General features: G+C 55.5%; 18 protein-coding genes. 9 read left to right on the top strand and 9 right to left on the bottom strand.

Going from position 1 to position 16,714, the window contains the following annotated elements; translation table 11 throughout:
* The first annotated feature begins 73 nt into the window (after nt 1-73).
* The 3 genes from FOY93_RS02245 to FOY93_RS02235 all read left to right on the top strand — a co-directional run bounded on the left by FOY93_RS02245 (nt 74) and on the right by FOY93_RS02235 (nt 3,031).
* Entirely contained in the window at nt 74-1,117 is a 1,044-nt protein-coding gene (locus FOY93_RS02245; RefSeq protein WP_232057364.1) for a GlxA family transcriptional regulator, read from the top strand.
* A gap of 48 nt (nt 1,118-1,165) precedes the next feature.
* A complete protein-coding gene (locus FOY93_RS02240; protein ID WP_143344569.1) occupies nt 1,166-1,990 on the top strand; it encodes an AraC family transcriptional regulator in 825 nt (274 codons plus the stop codon).
* A gap of 75 nt (nt 1,991-2,065) precedes the next feature.
* Complete coding sequence (locus FOY93_RS02235; protein WP_143344568.1) at nt 2,066-3,031, top strand: DMT family transporter; 966 nt, start codon at nt 2,066-2,068, stop codon at nt 3,029-3,031.
* A gap of 79 nt (nt 3,032-3,110) precedes the next feature.
* Here the strand turns inward: FOY93_RS02235 and FOY93_RS02230 are convergent, their stop codons facing one another.
* On the bottom strand, nt 3,111-4,760 hold the full coding sequence (locus FOY93_RS02230) for a methyl-accepting chemotaxis protein (RefSeq protein ID WP_143344567.1): 1,650 nt from the start codon (nt 4,758-4,760) through the stop codon (nt 3,111-3,113).
* 245 nt (nt 4,761-5,005) lie between these two features.
* Here FOY93_RS02230 and ytfE point away from each other — a divergent pair, with 245 nt between their 5' ends.
* Nucleotides 5,006-5,668, top strand: coding sequence for an iron-sulfur cluster repair protein YtfE (gene ytfE / locus FOY93_RS02225; RefSeq protein ID WP_143344566.1), 663 nt, complete (start codon nt 5,006-5,008; stop codon nt 5,666-5,668).
* A gap of 94 nt (nt 5,669-5,762) precedes the next feature.
* On the opposite strand, the gene cycA is transcribed toward ytfE, so the two are convergent.
* Both cycA and bamJ read right to left on the bottom strand, forming a co-directional pair.
* The gene (gene cycA, locus FOY93_RS02220) at nt 5,763-7,172 is read right to left on the bottom strand and encodes a D-serine/D-alanine/glycine transporter (RefSeq protein WP_136195713.1); all 1,410 of its coding nucleotides are present in this window, start codon (nt 7,170-7,172) and stop codon (nt 5,763-5,765) included.
* 311 nt (nt 7,173-7,483) lie between these two features.
* Nucleotides 7,484-8,104: a BamJ family beta-barrel-assembly machinery protein gene (bamJ, locus tag FOY93_RS02215; RefSeq protein WP_008502892.1), complete on the bottom strand. Its 621-nt coding sequence runs from the start codon at nt 8,102-8,104 to the stop codon at nt 7,484-7,486.
* Nucleotides 8,105-8,337: 233 nt separating this feature from the next.
* Here bamJ and FOY93_RS02210 point away from each other — a divergent pair, with 233 nt between their 5' ends.
* Nucleotides 8,338-8,982: an OapA family protein gene (locus FOY93_RS02210; RefSeq protein ID WP_111965383.1), complete on the top strand. Its 645-nt coding sequence runs from the start codon at nt 8,338-8,340 to the stop codon at nt 8,980-8,982.
* Nucleotides 8,983-9,050: 68 nt separating this feature from the next.
* Here FOY93_RS02210 and rplI read toward each other — a convergent pair whose 3' ends face one another.
* From rplI to rpsF, 4 genes are read right to left on the bottom strand one after another with little or no spacing between them, the layout of a single operon-like run.
* Nucleotides 9,051-9,500, bottom strand: coding sequence for a 50S ribosomal protein L9 (rplI, locus tag FOY93_RS02205; protein WP_024907318.1), 450 nt, complete (start codon nt 9,498-9,500; stop codon nt 9,051-9,053).
* Between the two features lie 41 nt (nt 9,501-9,541).
* Nucleotides 9,542-9,769 carry a 30S ribosomal protein S18 gene (gene rpsR, locus FOY93_RS02200; protein WP_000135199.1) on the bottom strand — a complete coding sequence of 76 codons (228 nt, stop codon included), beginning with the start codon at nt 9,767-9,769 and terminating at the stop codon, nt 9,542-9,544.
* Nucleotides 9,770-9,773: 4 nt separating this feature from the next.
* A complete protein-coding gene (gene priB / locus FOY93_RS02195; protein ID WP_008502895.1) occupies nt 9,774-10,088 on the bottom strand; it encodes a primosomal replication protein N in 315 nt (104 codons plus the stop codon).
* A 6-nt stretch (nt 10,089-10,094) separates the two neighbouring features.
* Nucleotides 10,095-10,490, bottom strand: a complete 396-nt coding sequence (gene rpsF, locus FOY93_RS02190; RefSeq protein WP_014068637.1) for a 30S ribosomal protein S6 — start codon at nt 10,488-10,490, stop codon at nt 10,095-10,097.
* Between the two features lie 341 nt (nt 10,491-10,831).
* Here rpsF and yjfY point away from each other — a divergent pair, with 341 nt between their 5' ends.
* Nucleotides 10,832-11,107: a DUF1471 family protein YjfY gene (yjfY, locus tag FOY93_RS02185; RefSeq protein WP_133293633.1), complete on the top strand. Its 276-nt coding sequence runs from the start codon at nt 10,832-10,834 to the stop codon at nt 11,105-11,107.
* Between the two features lie 166 nt (nt 11,108-11,273).
* Here the strand turns inward: yjfY and yjfP are convergent, their stop codons facing one another.
* Entirely contained in the window at nt 11,274-11,996 is a 723-nt protein-coding gene (gene yjfP / locus FOY93_RS02180; RefSeq protein ID WP_133293632.1) for an esterase, read from the bottom strand.
* Between the two features lie 137 nt (nt 11,997-12,133).
* Here yjfP and bsmA point away from each other — a divergent pair, with 137 nt between their 5' ends.
* The 3 genes from bsmA to FOY93_RS02165 all read left to right on the top strand — a co-directional run bounded on the left by bsmA (nt 12,134) and on the right by FOY93_RS02165 (nt 14,991).
* Nucleotides 12,134-12,463 carry a biofilm peroxide resistance protein BsmA gene (bsmA, locus tag FOY93_RS02175; protein WP_111965385.1) on the top strand — a complete coding sequence of 110 codons (330 nt, stop codon included), beginning with the start codon at nt 12,134-12,136 and terminating at the stop codon, nt 12,461-12,463.
* Nucleotides 12,464-12,599: 136 nt separating this feature from the next.
* Nucleotides 12,600-12,887, top strand: a complete 288-nt coding sequence (gene yjfN, locus FOY93_RS02170) for a DUF1471 family protease activator YjfN (RefSeq protein WP_111965386.1) — start codon at nt 12,600-12,602, stop codon at nt 12,885-12,887.
* A 172-nt stretch (nt 12,888-13,059) separates the two neighbouring features.
* On the top strand, nt 13,060-14,991 hold the full coding sequence (locus FOY93_RS02165) for a methyl-accepting chemotaxis protein (protein ID WP_143344564.1): 1,932 nt from the start codon (nt 13,060-13,062) through the stop codon (nt 14,989-14,991).
* Here the strand turns inward: FOY93_RS02165 and FOY93_RS02160 are convergent.
* On the bottom strand, nt 14,988-16,610 hold the full coding sequence (locus FOY93_RS02160; RefSeq protein WP_127729353.1) for an isovaleryl-CoA dehydrogenase: 1,623 nt from the start codon (nt 16,608-16,610) through the stop codon (nt 14,988-14,990). The two genes, FOY93_RS02165 and FOY93_RS02160, sit on opposite strands and share 4 nt — an antisense overlap.
* Between the last annotated feature and the right edge of the window lie 104 nt (nt 16,611-16,714).

Genomic DNA, 16,714 nt, shown 5'->3' with positions numbered 1-16,714 from the left:
AAAATGCTGACTTTTTTGGCCAGGGCAACGATGAGTCACCAAAAATAATAGTCAAAACAGGTATTAATCGAAAATGACAAATACACAAATTGGATTTGTGTTATGTGAACGCATGCTAAGTTCCGGTCTCAGTCTGCCGATTGAAATGTGGAAAGCCGCAGCCAGCAGCTATTTAGCCGAGCAAAAAACAACATCCCACGCAGACACGCACAAAACGGAGACATCTGCGTTCAGGCTCTGTCGTCCGGAGAATATACTGAAAGTTCATACTATTGGCATAAATAACGAGCCCATCCTGACGCAAAGTGGCTTTAGCATTACCGCCGATACTACGCTTGCCGCAGACAGGCACTATGACGTTATCTATCTTCCTGCCCTGTGGCGCAACCCTCGAGCAGTGGTCAGACAAAAGCCTGAACTTCTGAAATGGTTGACCGAGCAGGCTGTGCGAGGAACCCGTATCGCCGCCGTCGGAACGGGCTGCTGTTTTCTGGCGGAGTCGGGATTGCTCAACGGAAAGCCCGCCACCACCCACTGGCACTACTTCAAACAATTCTCGCGCGACTACCCCAGCGTAAAATTACAAACCAAACATTTTCTCACGCAGGCCGATAATATTTACTGTGCCGCCAGCGTTAAGGCCCTGTCAGATCTGACGATTCATTTTATCGAAACGATATACGGGAAACGTGTAGCCACACATACTCAACGGACATTTTTTCATGAAATTCGTAGTCAGTTCGATCGCCAGTGTTACAGTGAAGAAAACAAACCCCACCCGGATGAAGATATTGTTCAAATTCAAACCTGGATAAAAGCCAACTGCGCCTCGGATATATCCATGCAGAATCTTGCCGATATGGCTGGCATGAGTTTGCGCAACTTCAACCGTCGCTTTAAAAATGCCACCGACATATCCCCCCTGCAGTATTTATTAACCGCCAGAATTGAATCCGCCATGACAATGCTGCAATCCACCAATCTGTGCATTCAGGAGATCGCGAATGCGGTGGGATATCAGGATATTGCGCACTTTAATCGCCAGTTTAAGCATAAAACAACGGTTTCACCGGGGGATTACCGTAAGACCGTCCGGGCAAAGATGTTTAGTGCATAAACGCCGGTCATCTCTGATAATGAAAAGATGACCACGAGGAGGTTTAACGTGCAAGGCGTACCGGAACAGTTTAATGATGAAAGAGACAGCGCGCGCTTTCGCCATCTGGCGCAGCTGCCGGGTCTGGAGCTGTATCACGCGCACATTTCTGACTACGCCTTTGAGCCTCACACCCATGAAGCCTTCGGGATCGGCACGATTGAAACCGGTGCCGAACGCTTTCGCTATCGCGGTACCCAGCATCTCGCGGCGGAAAAATCCGTCGTCACCATGAACCCGGACGAGATCCACACCGGTGAATCCGCCACCGAGGGCGGCTGGCGCTACCGGATGGTCTATATCGAACCCGATCTGCTTGAAGAGGTGACCGGCCTCAGGCACTGGTGGTTTAGCGACGTGACCCGCCATGACCCGTTGCGCTCACAGCAAATCGGCAGGCTGATTTACGGCCTGTGGCACACGGACGATCCGCTTGCGCAAAAAGGATTACTGCTGGATCTGATTGAGACCTTCCAGCCTCTGGCCCATCACGCGCCGGTGATTCAGGAGGGCGCGCACCGCTTCGAACGCGTACGCGAGTACCTGCACGACAACTACATGCACCCCCTGACGCTTGACGAGCTGGCCAGCGTCGTTTCACTCAGCCCGTATCATTTTCAGCGCCAGTTCAAAGCCCATTTTCACGTGACGCCGCATCAGATGCTGATGGCCATTCGCCTCTGGCGCGCCAAAGCATTCCTCACGCACGGCATGCCCGCCGCAGAGGTCGCCGCCGCAACCGGGCTGACCGATCAGTCGCATCTCACCCGCGCGTTTACCCGCCGCTACGGCATTACGCCCGTGCGCTACCAGAAGCAAGTCATCCGGCGCTAATGCGCAATCTCATACAATACGCGCGTATTTTCCCCTCCTACACTGCATACAGCGTAAATACCTGTGGATGGAAAAATGATTAGTGGAGTGTTGTATGCCCTGCTGGCCGGGATGATGTGGGGTCTGATTTTCGTCGGCCCGCTGATCGTGCCCGAGTATCCGGCAATATTGCAGTCGACCGGACGTTATCTGGCGCTGGGGCTGATTGCCCTGCCTCTGGCGTGGCTGGGACGCGCGCGCTTGCGTCAGCTCAGCCGTCAGGACTGGGCCACCGCGCTGGCGCTGACCATGATGGGTAATCTTATCTATTACGTTTGCCTCGCGAGTGCCATTCAGCGTACCGGTGCGCCGGTATCAACCATGATTATCGGCACGCTGCCGGTCGTCATCCCCGTCTTTGCTAACCTACTCTACAGCCAGCGCGATGGCAAACTGGCGTGGACTAAAATGGCGCCGGCGCTGGTCTGCACTGCCCTGGGGCTGATATGCGTCAATATTGCCGAGCTGCGTCATGGCCAGGCGAATGTTGATCTGTGGCGTTACGGTTCTGGCATTCTGCTGGCGTTCATTTCCGTGGCGTGCTGGGCATGGTATGCCCTGCGCAACGCGCGCTGGCTGCGGGAGAATCCGGACAAACATCCGATGATGTGGGCGACGGCGCAGGCGCTGGTCACGTTGCCCGTATCCGTCGTGGGATATCTCGGCGCATGCCTCTGGCTGGGCCATCAGCAGCCGGACTTCGCCCAGCCCTTCGGGCCAAGACCGTGGGTATTTATTGGGCTGATGGTTGCGATCGCCGTGCTGTGTTCATGGGTGGGCGCGCTGTGCTGGAATATTGCCAGCCAGAAGCTGCCGACGGTGATATTAGGGCCGCTGATTGTCTTCGAAACCCTGGCCGGACTGCTTTATACCTTTCTGATGCGCCAGAGCGTACCGCCGCTGTTCACGACCTGTGGGATCGTGCTGTTGGTGGTGGGGGTAGTGATGGCGGTGAGAGCGAAGCCGGAAAAACCGAGGGTTGTTCCGGCATCGGAGATGTGAGCATTGCCCGGCGGCGCTGCGCTTGCAGGGCCTACAAAACCGTAGACCCGGTAAGGCGTAGCCGCCACCGGGCAAGCCCTTAAAACGTTTCCCAGTTCCCTTCAGACGCCGCCGCGACAGGCTGCGCTTTTGGCACATAGGTTTTTACCGGGGCCGCTTTTACCGCCTGGTTGCGGGTAATTTTGAACACCGCCACCGCTTCGTTCAGGCGTGCAGCCTGATCTTCCAGCGCCGCCGCCGCGGCCGCAGACTCCTCCACCAGCGAGGCGTTCTGCTGGGTCACGCGGTCCATCTCGGCTACCGCCTGACCCACCTGGTCGATACCACGGCTCTGCTCGTCAGAGGCCGAAGCAATTTCGCCCATGATGTCGGTGACGCGGGTGACCGCATTGACGATCTCTGCCATCGTCTCCCCGGCTTCGTTAACCAGCTGAGAGCCCGCGTTCACGCGTTCACCGGAATCGTCGATCAGCGCTTTAATCTCTTTCGCCGCCTGGGCGCTACGCTGGGCAAGAGTACGCACTTCGCCTGCCACAACCGCAAAACCACGGCCCTGCTCGCCCGCACGCGCGGCTTCCACCGCCGCGTTCAACGCCAGGATATTCGTCTGGAAGGCAATGCCGTCGATCACGTTAGTAATTTGCGCAATTTTGCTGGAGCTGGTGGCGATTTCGTCCATCGTCCGCACGACGCCTTCAACCACGTTACCGCCCTTCTTCGCCGTTGAGGAGGCGTCCAGCGCCAGACGGGAAGCCTGACGCGCGTTATCGGCGTTCTGCTTCACGGTTGCCGTCAGCTGCTCCATGCTGGCTGCCGTCTCTTCCAGAGACGCGGCCTGCTGCTCGGTGCGGGAAGAGAGATCGTTACTGCCTGCAGAGATTTCGCCTGCACCGGTGTAAATGGTATCTGCGCCTTCACGCACCACGCCCACGGTGTTTGCCAGCGAGGTTTGCATCTCCTGCACGTTGCGCGCAAGGATAGCCATTTCATTATTACCGTCTGCCTGAATCGGCTGGGTGAGATCGCCTGCCGCAATAGAGCGAATATGGTTAATCACCTCTTCAAGAGGCAGCAGCAGCACGCGGCGCATGGCGATCCAGCTGGAGATAATCACCACAATCACCAGCAGCATAACCGCAGAAAGGATCCACAGGATGCGCTTGTAGTCGCTTTCATTGTCCTGGATGCCTTTATCGGTAAGCATTGCCTGCGCTTCGCGCCATTCACGATATACCGTCTGCATCGCGTTTTGTTTCTGTTCGGCATTCTGCTTGAACATATCTTCCAGATTGCCCTGGCTCAGCAGAACGTTCATTTGCGTCAGCGTTGCAGAGTAAATGCGGTACTGCTCTTCGAGTTGGTTGGTCAGGTTCTCATCCAGGCCTGGCGTGTTCGGCAGGGCATAGTATTTATCGTAATGAACCTGCGCTTCAGTCAGCAGATTTTTCGCCGTGGTCACCAGCTCATTCAGCTGACCGCCGTTAATTTGTGAGGCCATGCTGCTTTGCAGGCGCAGCATCCCGCGGTTCAGGGTGACGCGAGCCTGGTTCAGACTGATCCACGCATCGGTAAACTCCGCCACGTTCTTGCTGGAGAGCTGCGACACGGTGAAGTTGTCTTTATCGTTATTCAGGGCGTTGATAAAGATACCGGCGGAAATCACTTGCATGATGCCGAGCACAAGCAGCACCGAAATCAGAAGGGTAATGACTTTTATACGTTTAAACATGCGTTGCCTTTGTTTTATGCAGGTTTGTCTGACGTGGATATATCGGCAGGCGCGGCGGGTTGTTTACTGTTCCTCCACCTTTAAAAAGTTTCGAAACCACTTTCCTGAGCCCATTCAGAGAGTTAAAAGTGGGATTTTTTTTGTGATCCACATCTCACTTTCCCCCTTCCCTCTAAAGGGTTATAGCGCTGGCATAAAGATGCATTTAATATGCACTTTATATTATTGATGACGAGGTAACTGCTATGGCCTTTCGCGACCAACCCCTTGGCGAGCTGGCGCTCTCCATTCCTCGCGCTTCTGCGCTGTTCCGTAAATACGATATGGACTACTGCTGCGGCGGTAAGCAAACACTGGAGCGTGCGGCCTCACGCAAAGAGCTGGACGTTGAGGTTATTGAAGCAGAGCTGGCGCAGCTGGCCGAGCAGCCCGTCGATAAAGACTGGCGAACCGCCCCGCTCGCGGAAATCATCGACCATATCATCGTGCGTTATCATGATCGTCACCGTGAACAGCTGCCGGAACTGATTCTTCAGGCGACCAAAGTCGAGCGCGTCCATGCCGACAAACCTTCCGTACCGCGCGGTCTGGCAAAGTACCTGACCCTGCTGCACGAAGAGCTTTCAAGCCACATGATGAAGGAAGAGCAGATCCTCTTCCCGATGATTAAACAGGGTATGGGAAGCCAGGCGATGGGGCCCATCAGCGTGATGGAAAGCGAGCATGATGACGCGGGCGAACTGCTGGAAGTGATCAAACACACCACCCACAACGTTACGCCACCGCCAGAAGCGTGCACAACGTGGAAAGCGATGTACAACGGCATTAACGAGATGATTGACGACCTGATGGAACACATCAGTCTCGAGAACAACGTTCTGTTCCCGCGGGCATTAGCGGGGGAATAAAAAGGCCGCTGCGGCCTGATGCCCCCACCCCGCCCCTCTGCCACGGGAGAGGGTGCAAAAACTAAAAACGGCAACCGAAGTTGCCGTTTTGCTTTTACCGTACGCCTGCCATACGTTTCTTACCGATAAACACCCAGCCCAGCCCCAGCGCGATAAACCACAGCGGCGTGACGATGAGTGCCTGACGGGTATCATCTTCCAGCGTCAGCAGAACCAGCACGAAGACGAAGAACGCCATGCACACCCAGCACATTAGCTTGCCCAGCGGCATCTTGTAGATCGATTTCTCATGCAGATGTGGGCGCTGCTTGCGGTACACCAGATATGAACAGAGGATGATGGTCCAGACGAACATAAACAGGATCGCTGAGACCGTGGTGATCATGGTGAACGCGCCAATCACGCTTGGGTTCACGTAGAGCATCACCACGCCGCCCAGCAGGCACATGCAGGAGAAGGTCAGCCCTTTTGCCGGTACGGCACGCTTAGAGAGCTTGGCGAACGCGCTCGGCGCCACGCCTTCCTGCGCCAGGCCAAACAGCATACGGCTGGTGGAGAACACGCCGCTGTTCGCGGAAGATGCCGCAGAGGTCAGCACCACGAAGTTAATCAGGCTCGCGGCAGCAGGCAGGCCTACCAGCACGAACAGCTCAACGAACGGGCTCTTGGTTGGCACCACGGAGCTCCACGGCGTCACGGACATAATAACGATCAGCGCGAAGACGTAGAACATGATGATACGCACCGGAATGGAGTTGATGGCGCGCGGCAGGGACTTCTCCGGATCTTTGGTTTCCGCAGCGGTCGTTCCGACCAGCTCAATTCCCACAAACGCGAACACCGCGATCTGGAAGCCGGCAAAGAAGCCGCTAATACCTTTCGGGAACCAGCCGCCGTCATTCCACAGATGGGTAAACGACGCCTGAACGCCGGTTGGTGACTGGAAGTGGGTGAGCACCATCACCAGGCCCACCACGATGAGCCCGACAATGGCCACGATTTTGATCATCGCGAACCAGAACTCCATCTCACCGAACATTTTAACGGTGGCGAGGTTAAGGCTCAGCAGCAGAACAATAACCGCCAGCGAGGCGACCCAGTCCGACAGCCCCGGGAACCAGAACTGCGCGTAGGCGGTAATCGCCACGACGTCCGCCATACCGGTGACAACCCAGCAGAACCAGTAGGTCCAGCCGGTGAAATAGCCCGCCCACGGCCCGAGCAGGTCAGAAGCGAAGTCGCTAAAGGATTTGTATTCGAGGTTCGAGAGCAGCAGTTCACCCATTGCACGCATCACGAAGAACAGCATAAAACCGATAATCATATAAACGAATATGATTGACGGCCCGGCGAGACTAATAGTTTTGCCTGAACCCATAAACAGCCCGGTACCGATGGCACCCCCGATGGCAATGAGCTGAATATGACGGTTTGTGAGATTGCGCCGTAGCGACTGTTCAGACGACGCCCCTTCGTCGGCGACGACTTTAACCTGATCTACCATGTGATATTTTCCTGTTTATGCCTGTCTGTGTTGTTAAGGCTCTTCTGGCCTTTAAATACGTCAAAAGATGACGTTCCCTTGTAAGGGCTAATCGATATTAGGTAAGAATCGGCGGGATGAATACTATGATTTAGATATTATGTTAATAATATGTTGAAAGTGAGTGTCATATCACTCATACAGCGCGAAACAGCTCACAAAAATACACGCAACAGTTTCGTTTGCAAGATAAAATGTTGATTGCATCATAACTATAGGTTTTTACACTATTTTCCTCTCCCCAACCGGAGAGAGGAAATAAGAAAAGTCGATTACAGAATTTCCAGCAGCTCGACTTCAAATACCAGGGTGCTGAATGGCGGGATGGACGCGCCAGCGCCGCGCTCGCCGTAGGCCAGGTTATGCGGAATAGTCAGTTCCCATTTGGAACCGACTGGCATCAGGGTCAGCGCTTCAATCCAGCCTGCGATAACACCGTTCACCGGGAACTCAGCCGGTTCGCCGCGCGCCACGGAGCTGTCGAACACGGTACCGTCGATCAGCTTACCGGTGTAGTGTACGCGAACGTGGTCGGTACGCGCCGGGATTGCGCCGTCACCCTGATTGATCACGCGGAACTGCAGACCAGACTCGGTGCTGTTAACGCCTTCACGCTCACGGTTCTCTTCCAGATATTTCACACCTTCGGCGGCCATCTCTTCAAAGCGTGCGCGACGCACGGCGTCAGCACGCTCGTGGATTTCACGCAGCGCACGGTGCACAACGTCAACCGGAACGGCAGGCTGTTTGCCTTCCAGTGCGTCAGCGATACCCGCCACCAGCGCTTCTGGTAACAGACCTTCCAGGCCGGATTCGCTCAGCTGCTGTCCTACCTGCAAGCCGATACCGTAACTTGCCTGCGCTTCGATAGTGTCAAAAGTCGGGGTGGTCATGGGTTTTCCTTCCATCACATTTAAAGTAGCGGGCAGCATATCAGCCATGCCCTTATGGGTAAAACTTTGTCTGAAGTTAAGGTGACAAACCGCGACGAAACAGAAACAATAGAGATAACCAGGATTAATCCCGAACTGATGTCACGGATGTCGGGTTTGCTACGCCGTTCAGGCAGTTAGCAAACTATACTTCGGAACACAGGATAAAAAAGACGCGGAGCAGGAGGAGTGCCATGCCCGGGCGATTTGAACTGAAACCTACCCTGGCGAAAATCTGGCAGGCGCCGGACAATTTTCGCATCATGGACCCGCTGCCTCCTCTGCATCGCAGAGGGATTATCATTGGCGCGCTGATGGTGATCGTGGGCTTCCTGCTTCCTTCCGGGAGCGATGATGTCGATACCGTACCCGTTACCCGGAATGCCCAACTGGACATTCAGTCGCAGACGCGACCGCAGCCTGACGCACAGCCGATGCAAACGCAGCTTGTCACCCCGTCTAACGATCCGGGTCAGGTTGCACCGGTTGAGCCAGAGCCCATTCAGGATGAACAACCACAGGATCAAGCCGCCGCCCCGTCTCAGCCTCAGACGCAACAGCCTACCGGCATTGAGCAACAGTGGCGTTCCTATCGCGTGGAGCCGGGAAAAACCCTGGCACAGCTGTTCCGCGACCATAACCTGCCGCCAACCGACGTGTATGCCATGGCGAAGGTGGAAGGTGCAGGTAAGCCGCTCAGTAACCTGCAGAATGGACAGATGGTGCAGGTTCGTCAGAATGCCAGCGGTGTGGTGACAGGATTAACGATTGATACAGGAAACGGACAACAGGTACTGTTTACCCGCCAGCCAGACGGCAGTTTTATCAGGGCGCGTTAAGGGCCCGGAGCTGTAAAAAGCAAAACGCCGGCACAAGGCCGGCGTTTCAACGTGAGCAGAGTAAAAAATTACTCAGCTACAACGTTAACAACCAGTTTAGCGAACACTTCGCTGTGAACCTGGAAGTCAACTTCGTGCTCACCAGTGGTACGCAGAACGCCGTTCGGCAGACGAACTTCGCTCTTAGCCACTTTAACGCCTGCAGCAGTTACTGCATCAGCGATATCGCGGGTACCGATGGAACCGAACAGTTTACCTTCGTCGCCTGATTTAGACGCGATGGTAACGGTGCCCAGTGCGTTGATTGCTTCAGCGCGAGCGTTAGCAGCCGCCAGAACGTCAGCCAGTTTGGCTTCCAGTTCAGCGCGACGTGCTTCGAAAAACTCTACGTTTTTCTTGGTAGCTGGAACAGCTTTACCCTGTGGAACCAGGAAGTTACGTGCGTAACCCGCTTTAACGTTAACCTGATCACCCAGGCTGCCCAGGTTTGCTACTTTATCAAGCAGAATAACTTGCATTACCTTATCCTCTTAAAGTCGTATTAATGGACCGTGCCCGATTACTGATGACGATCAGTGTACGGCAGCAGGGACAGGTAGCGAGCGCGTTTGATAGCGCGAGCCAGCTGACGCTGGTATTTTGCACGAGTACCGGTGATACGGCTTGGGACAATCTTACCGCTTTCGGTGATGTAGTTTTTCAGCGTTGCGATATCTTTATAGTCGATCTCTTGAACGCCTTCCGCGGTGAAACGGCAGAACTTGCGACGACGGAAATAACGTGCCATATGGCTAGTCTCCAGAATCTATCAAATCAATCTGCTCGGCATGCAGAACCATTTTGCTCAGGCCGTTCTTTGCCTTGTGGCAAGAGATGAACCCCTGAACGATTACTGCGCTACCGACCGTTAAACTGTGAGTAATGGCCTGGTTTTCGTGTCCGCTAATAATAACGGGCATTTGGCACCACGCCTGCCGGTGAAACCCGGCTTCCTCTTGCACAGAACGATGCTCAAGCACGAACTGGCAATGCGGAATTCCTGATGGACTGACCTTTCGAAGGGGAGCCCTGCATACGATGCCGGACAACGCCAGACGGTTGGTCATCAGAAATTACTCTTCAGAATCCCCAGCATCAGAATCATCTGCGGTTTCGTTTGCGAAATCATCGCGACGCTCACGGCGCTCGTCTTTCGCTTTAACCATCGGAGATGCTTCGGTAACTGCGTTTTTGGTACGCATAACCATGCTGCGGATAACGGCATCGTTGAAGCGGAAGGTAGTTTCCAGCTCATCGATAACTTCCTGCGGCGCTTCAACGTTCATCAGAACGTAGTGTGCTTTGTGCAGTTTGTTGATCGGGTAAGCCAGCTGACGGCGGCCCCAGTCTTCCAGACGGTGGATCGTACCTTCTGCACCAGTGATGGCAGCAGAGTAACGCTCGATCATACCCGGAACCTGTTCGCTCTGGTCAGGATGGACCATAAAAACGATTTCGTAATGACGCATCGAATTGCTCCTTACGGATTATTCAGCCTCCTGTCTGGGTCAGCCGAGGCCCGGGGAGGCAAGGAACGTGTTAAAGGTCGGCTGAAAAATTGACGCGTCATAATACTTGCGCGCCCCTGGAAACTCAAGCTGATTGCACAAATAATTCGCACAAAGCGCGAAGCGGGTCTAAGTAGGTGATTTAAAATTGGTCACACCCGGAAGCGTTGTTTTTTTGAACAACTGCATCAGAAATGGTCACGCATCCCCGCCGGATGAGTGATTACACTTTAATCAGAGATCGCCTGAATTAAAGAAGGAGCATCCCCCCTCTCGCAGCACGTAGTCGTGGAGCGCATATCATGAATAAAATCGCATTAGCCATAATGGCGGCGCTTTTGCTCAGTGCAAACGCGATGGCAGCCATCAAGATAGACAGCCGACAGGCCAGAAACATGGATGATGTGCAAAGCTTGGGCGTAATTTACATCAATCATAATTTCGCCACGGAAAGTGAAGCAGATCAGGCCCTAAACGAAGAAACCGATGCGCAGGGCGCAACCTATTACCACGTGATGTTAACCCGTGAGCCCGGCAGCAACGGCAACATGCACGCCAGTGCAGATATTTACCGATAACGCTTTAACGCTAGCACCAGGAAAGCCAACAACGAGAACATAGCCATAGTTGACGTTGCCCCCTGCCCGGGGGCTTTTTTTTGAGAAAGGCTCCGGAATACCATCGGTAAAAGACCCCCTGAGATCCTCCAGAAACTGGAAGATCGGGAGTTAAGGTGCTGCACATTTAAAGGTACTGGCGGAAAAATGCCACCGTGGCGTCCAGCGCCGTTGGCGTGATGCGGTGGCGGACGCCAGGTTCCCACAGGCAGGTCAGATTACCGTCCAGTCCTTCATTTATTAACGCCTGCTGCAGACGGAAGGTTCCCTCGGGCGGGACCACATCATCCGCATCACCGTGCCATAGCAGCAGTGGGCGATCGGCCACGCGCGGCAATGACTGGGTCACATCCCACTCTGCAAGCGACACGGTGATTTCCGCTGAATCCTGAGGGGGAAAGAGCGTCTTCGCCAGCGACGTAAAATAACCCGAGCCCATCAGGCAGGCGACCGACTTCACTTCCGGATGATGCGTCATAATCCCCAGCGCCGTCATACCGCCCATCGACGCGCCGGCGACAGCCAGACGATTGTCTGCAACCAGGCCGGACTCATAAAGCGCATCGCGCACCCCGGCAAACTCGGTCAGACTCCCGTGCAGAATGTGCCAGAACTGCCCAAGCCGCGCCTGTTCATTGCCCTTAAAGCGGGCGCCGTGGTCAGGCGCATCCGGCATCACCACGCGAAAACCCGCCTGCGCCAGCGCAACCGCAAAATAACTGTAAACCAGCTTCGATGAGGTGAACCCGTGATAAAAAACCACAACAGGCAGCGGTTTATCACGTTTACCCGCAGGCATCGCGTGTAAAATTTCATGGTCGCCGAGGTGGCGTATTTCAATTTCAATCATTGTCGACCCTGTGCGAATGTATGATTCATAATGTTGAGAACTGGGTTACGCTTTCACGTCATTTTCATTCGAAATTTACGTCCCAGATAACACTTCGGGAACATTCCCCCAAAACTAAATTCACAGACAACTACACTATGGCTATCAGGAAACGAGATATGGTTATGCGCAGGTTTGCTGCTTTAGTGCTGGTGTTTCTGCTTAGTGGCTGTAGCGCGCTGCAGGGAACGCCGCAACCCGCTCCACCGGTCGCCGATCATCCACAGGAGATTCGTCGTAATCAGACGGAAGGATTACAACGAATGGGCACGATTTCCGCGCTGGTACGCGGCTCCCCCGATGACGCAGAAGCGGCAATAAAAGCACAGGCCGTCGCCGCCAAAGCAGATTATTACGTCATCATTATGATCGACGAAACCATCATAACGGGACAGTGGTATTCACAGGCCATTTTGTACCGTAAATAATGGTTTTCCTTTGAACGAGATTTACACTGCTTTGCGTCCATAGACATTTTCCTGTCCACAATAAACTCCATGCCCGCGTCAATGGAAGGGAGTTTATTCGCGAAGGATTGCCCGGCGGATACCGGAGATATGTGAAATGGAGCTGACGATGAAACGAACTCTTGCTTTGACCTCTCTGTTGCTCTCAGCAGGCCTGGTGAGCACCACCGCGCAGTCAGCAGAATTCGCCAGTGCTGACTGTGTGACTGGCCTGAATGAAATTGGCCAGATCTCCGTGAATAATATCTCGGGGAGCCCGCAGGACGTTGAACGCGTTGTGGCATTAAAGGCCGATGAGCAGGGTGCTTCATGGTATCGCATCATCCAGATGCAGGAAGATCACCACATCGACCACTGGCGAGTACAGGCCATTCTTTACGTGTAATATCCCTCCTGATAAAAGCCACTTATTTTTAGTGGCTTTTCGTTTTTGCAAATCTTTTATCTTATGAAAAACCAATCAATAACAAGAAAATAACATTTTGTTACATTAATTCAGTAAACGTAATCCCCGCTCTGCCGTTGAAGAACCATACCTTTTCAATGATGAGCAATTTATGATCAACGTTTTTCGCCGTGCAGGCCTGGGGGCAAAGCTGTCGCTGCTTACGGGCATCAGTGTCGCCACGCTGTTTCTGCTTTTCACTTTTCTGCTCAGTCAAAAAGCCAGCCAGCAGCTTGAAGCCCTCGCCGTCGAAGATCTGCATAATCAGTCCACAGGCATGGTCGACATGGTGCAGATGTTTAATACCAGCCTGAGCGAAGAAGTCGAAAGCTACACCAAACTGTTTACGACATTTCTGCCCCAGCCTTTTAGCGTCGATACTCAGCAGCCCCGGACCATTAACGGGCTCACCGTTCCCCTACTGAAAGGGGGAGAAGCTGAACTCCATGAAAATACCTCTTTTTCCGATGATTTTCTGAGCCGTACGGGAGCAATCTCCACGCTGTTTGTACGCAGCGGTAACGACTTTGTTCGCGTCGCCACCTCCCTGCGCAAAGAGAACGGCGAGCGGGCGATGGGCACCTTGCTGGATACCGCCAGCCCGGCCTTTGCCGCAGTCAACAGAGGGGAAGTCTACCGTGGCCTGGCGCTGCTGTTTGGCAAACGCTATATCACCCAGTATCAGCCGGTTAAAAACGCCGAAGGCCAGGTCATTGCGATCGTCTTTGTTGGCGTGGACATTACGCATTCCTGGAACGTCATGCGCGAGAAAATCCTCACCCGTCGCCTGGGCGAGAGCGGCCACTTCTTCGTGCTGGATCGCAGCAACGGCAAAACGCGCGGGCAATACCTGTTCCATGCCGGTGAAGAGGGACAGCTGCCAAAGTGGGACGGCGCGACGCAGCAACAGCTTTTGAGTGACAAGCCCGGCACGCTGGAACGCGTAAGCGACGACGGCCGCACGCTGAAAATGGCCTATACCCCGCTGCCAGGCTGGAACTGGACTATCGTCGGCGAAGTGGATAAATCGGTGCTGCTCTCAAGCGTTACCGCCATGCGCGATCGCTTCCTGCTGGCCGGCGTGGTCTTATCCATCCTGTTTGCTGGCCTGTTCGTGATTCTTATTCGCCGCGTGCTGACCCGACCGCTGCGCAAAGTGATCCATCTTGCCCGGCAATATGCCGCAGGGGATCTCCGTTCCAGCCTGCCCGTGACGCGCCAGGACGAAGTCGGCCAGCTGATCGACGCCATCAACGGCATCGGCGGCGGCCTGCAAAAAATTGTCCTGCAGGTCCGCGAGGCCGCTGGCGAGATCCATTTGGGCACCAACGCGCTGGCCGCCGACACCGGCGAGATTTCAGAGCAGATCAACAAGCAGGCGAGCAGCGTGGAAGAGACCTCCGCCAGCATGGAGCAGCTGGCCGCCACCGTGCAGCAAAATGCCGCCAACATGGAGCAAACGCAGCAGCTGGTCGGTGAAACCTCGCTCGCGGTCCATCAGGGCGGTGAGACGGTCACCCACGCGGTGTCGACCATGGACGATATTCGCGAAGCGTCAAAACGCATCGAAGACATCACGCGCGTGATCGAATCCATCGCTTTCCAGACCAATATTCTGGCGCTGAATGCGGCAGTGGAAGCGGCCCGCGCGGGCGAGCACGGAAAAGGGTTTGCGGTAGTCGCGCAGGAAGTTCGCGCCCTGGCGGGACGCAGCGCTAACGCGGTGAAGGAGATTGAACAGCTGATTGGCGATACGCTCAGAAAAGTGAGTGAGGGCCATGCGCTGTCTGAAAAGACCCGCCTGGCGATGGATGACATCATCATTCACATCGATAACATCAGCCAGCTGGTCACCGAGATTAATCATGCCTCACGCGAGCAGTCCGCAGGGATTGGCCAGGTTAATCTCGCCATGACCCACATTGGCGAAGCGTCGCATATCAATGCGGATCGCATCTCACGCAGCGAACAAACGGCTCAAACGCTGCGCGAGAAGGGATCACATCTGGCCCAGCTGGTGAGTCTGTTCCAGCTAAAAGGCTAGCCAACTCTGCCCGTCGCACGCAGCAGCAGGTCGCTTTGCACCTGCTCGCTCATCAGCGTGCCGCCACGGGTATCGAGCATCATGCGGCACCACGCCTGCGCCACCGGAGGCGACGCGTGCCGCAGCATTTCGCTCCCGGCACCCAGCAGGAAAAGCTGCTGCGCGATCTCCCGCCCCTGCGCCTCCTGCGGTTTACGCAGTTTTTGCTGAAGCTGTCGCCAGCTGCGGTCGAAGTGTCTGTCCTGCCCTTTTACCTGTGCAAACTCATCGGCAAGCAGATCGTGAATCCCCGGCTGCTTCGCCAGCACGCGCAGCACGTCCAGGCACATGATGTTGCCGGACCCTTCCCAGATGCTGTTCACCGGCATCTCGCGATACAGGCGGGGAAGTTCGCTCTCCTCGCAGTACCCGACTCCGCCCAGCACTTCCATCGCTTCAGCGACAAACGGGATGCCCGCTTTGCACACGCTAAACTTCGCGGCCGGGGTAAACAGCCGCGCCCATGCCGCCTCCTGCGGATCCGTGCGTTTATCCCACGCCCGCGCCAGGCGAAACAGCAGCGCCGTTTGCCCCTCCAGCACCAGCGCCATCCGGCTTAGCACTTCGCGCATGAGCGGCTGATCGATAAGATTTTTGCCGAAGGTCTGGCGCTGATGCGCATGGTACAGCGCCACGGACAGCGCCCGACGCATCAGTCCGTGGCTGCCCAGCGCGCAGTCAAAGCGCGTCAGACCGCCCATTTTGAGGATCTGCCGTACCCCTTCGCCCTCTTCCCCCAGAAGCCAGCCGGAGGCATCGAGGAACTCCGCCTCGCTGCTGGCGTTGGAGCGGTTCCCGAGCTTGTCCTTGAGGCGCTCGAGCCGGACGGCGTTGCGCTGTCCGTCAGGCAAAAAGCGCGGCACAAAAAAGCAGGACAGCCCGCCCTTCGCCTGGGCCAGCACCAGATGCGCATCGCTTTGCGGGACGGAGAAAAACCATTTATGCCCCACCAGCCTGTAGCTGCCGTCGCTGCATTTTTCCGCTTTGGTGGTGTTGCTCAGCACGTCCGAGCCGCCCTGCTTTTCCGTCATCCCCATACCAATCAGCAGGCCGCGCTTTTGCGCGCCGGGGGCCAGATGCGGATCGTAGCGATCGCTGAGCAGCGGCGTCAGCCAGTCGTGAAATATTTTGGGAAGCGCCTGCTGCAGGAGCGGCGTGGCGGCAAACGTCATGGTGACCGGACAAAGCGTGCCCGCTTCCACCTGAGCATGAAGCACAAAGCGTGCGGCCCGCGCGACAAACGTCCCTTTACGCGCCTCCTCTTCCCACGCCAGGTTATGCACCCGATTGGCACACAGCCCCTGCATCAGCAGGTGCCACGCCGGGTGAAAGCGAACGTCATCCAGGCGCTCTCCGGTGGCGTCATAGCGAAGCAACTCCGGCGGATTCACGTTCGCCAGCCTGCCCAGCTCCAGCGACTCTGCGGTACCTAACTGCTGCCCGATGCTGGCGAGCAGCTCAACATCCCACTCGGCCCCCTCGCGCGAAACTGCGTCACGCAGCGCGCAGTCCGAAAGGAAAAGGTTGCTGTTGGAAAGCGGTGCGGGTTGATTGAAAACGGTATGGGTCTGCCAGTGCATACTGTCTCCCTCCTTCAGTGGCAATGACGATAAGTATGGACAGACCGCGCACACGCTGCATGGGAGGGGAGTCACACGTTCACGATCCCGCTGATATCATTCGT

It is taken from the genome of Enterobacter sp. 18A13 (genome assembly GCF_007035975.1).
Lineage (GTDB): Bacteria > Pseudomonadota > Gammaproteobacteria > Enterobacterales > Enterobacteriaceae > Enterobacter > Enterobacter vonholyi.
Note: the sequence above shows the minus strand (reverse complement) of the source record. Positions and strands in the feature narration are given on the sequence as shown.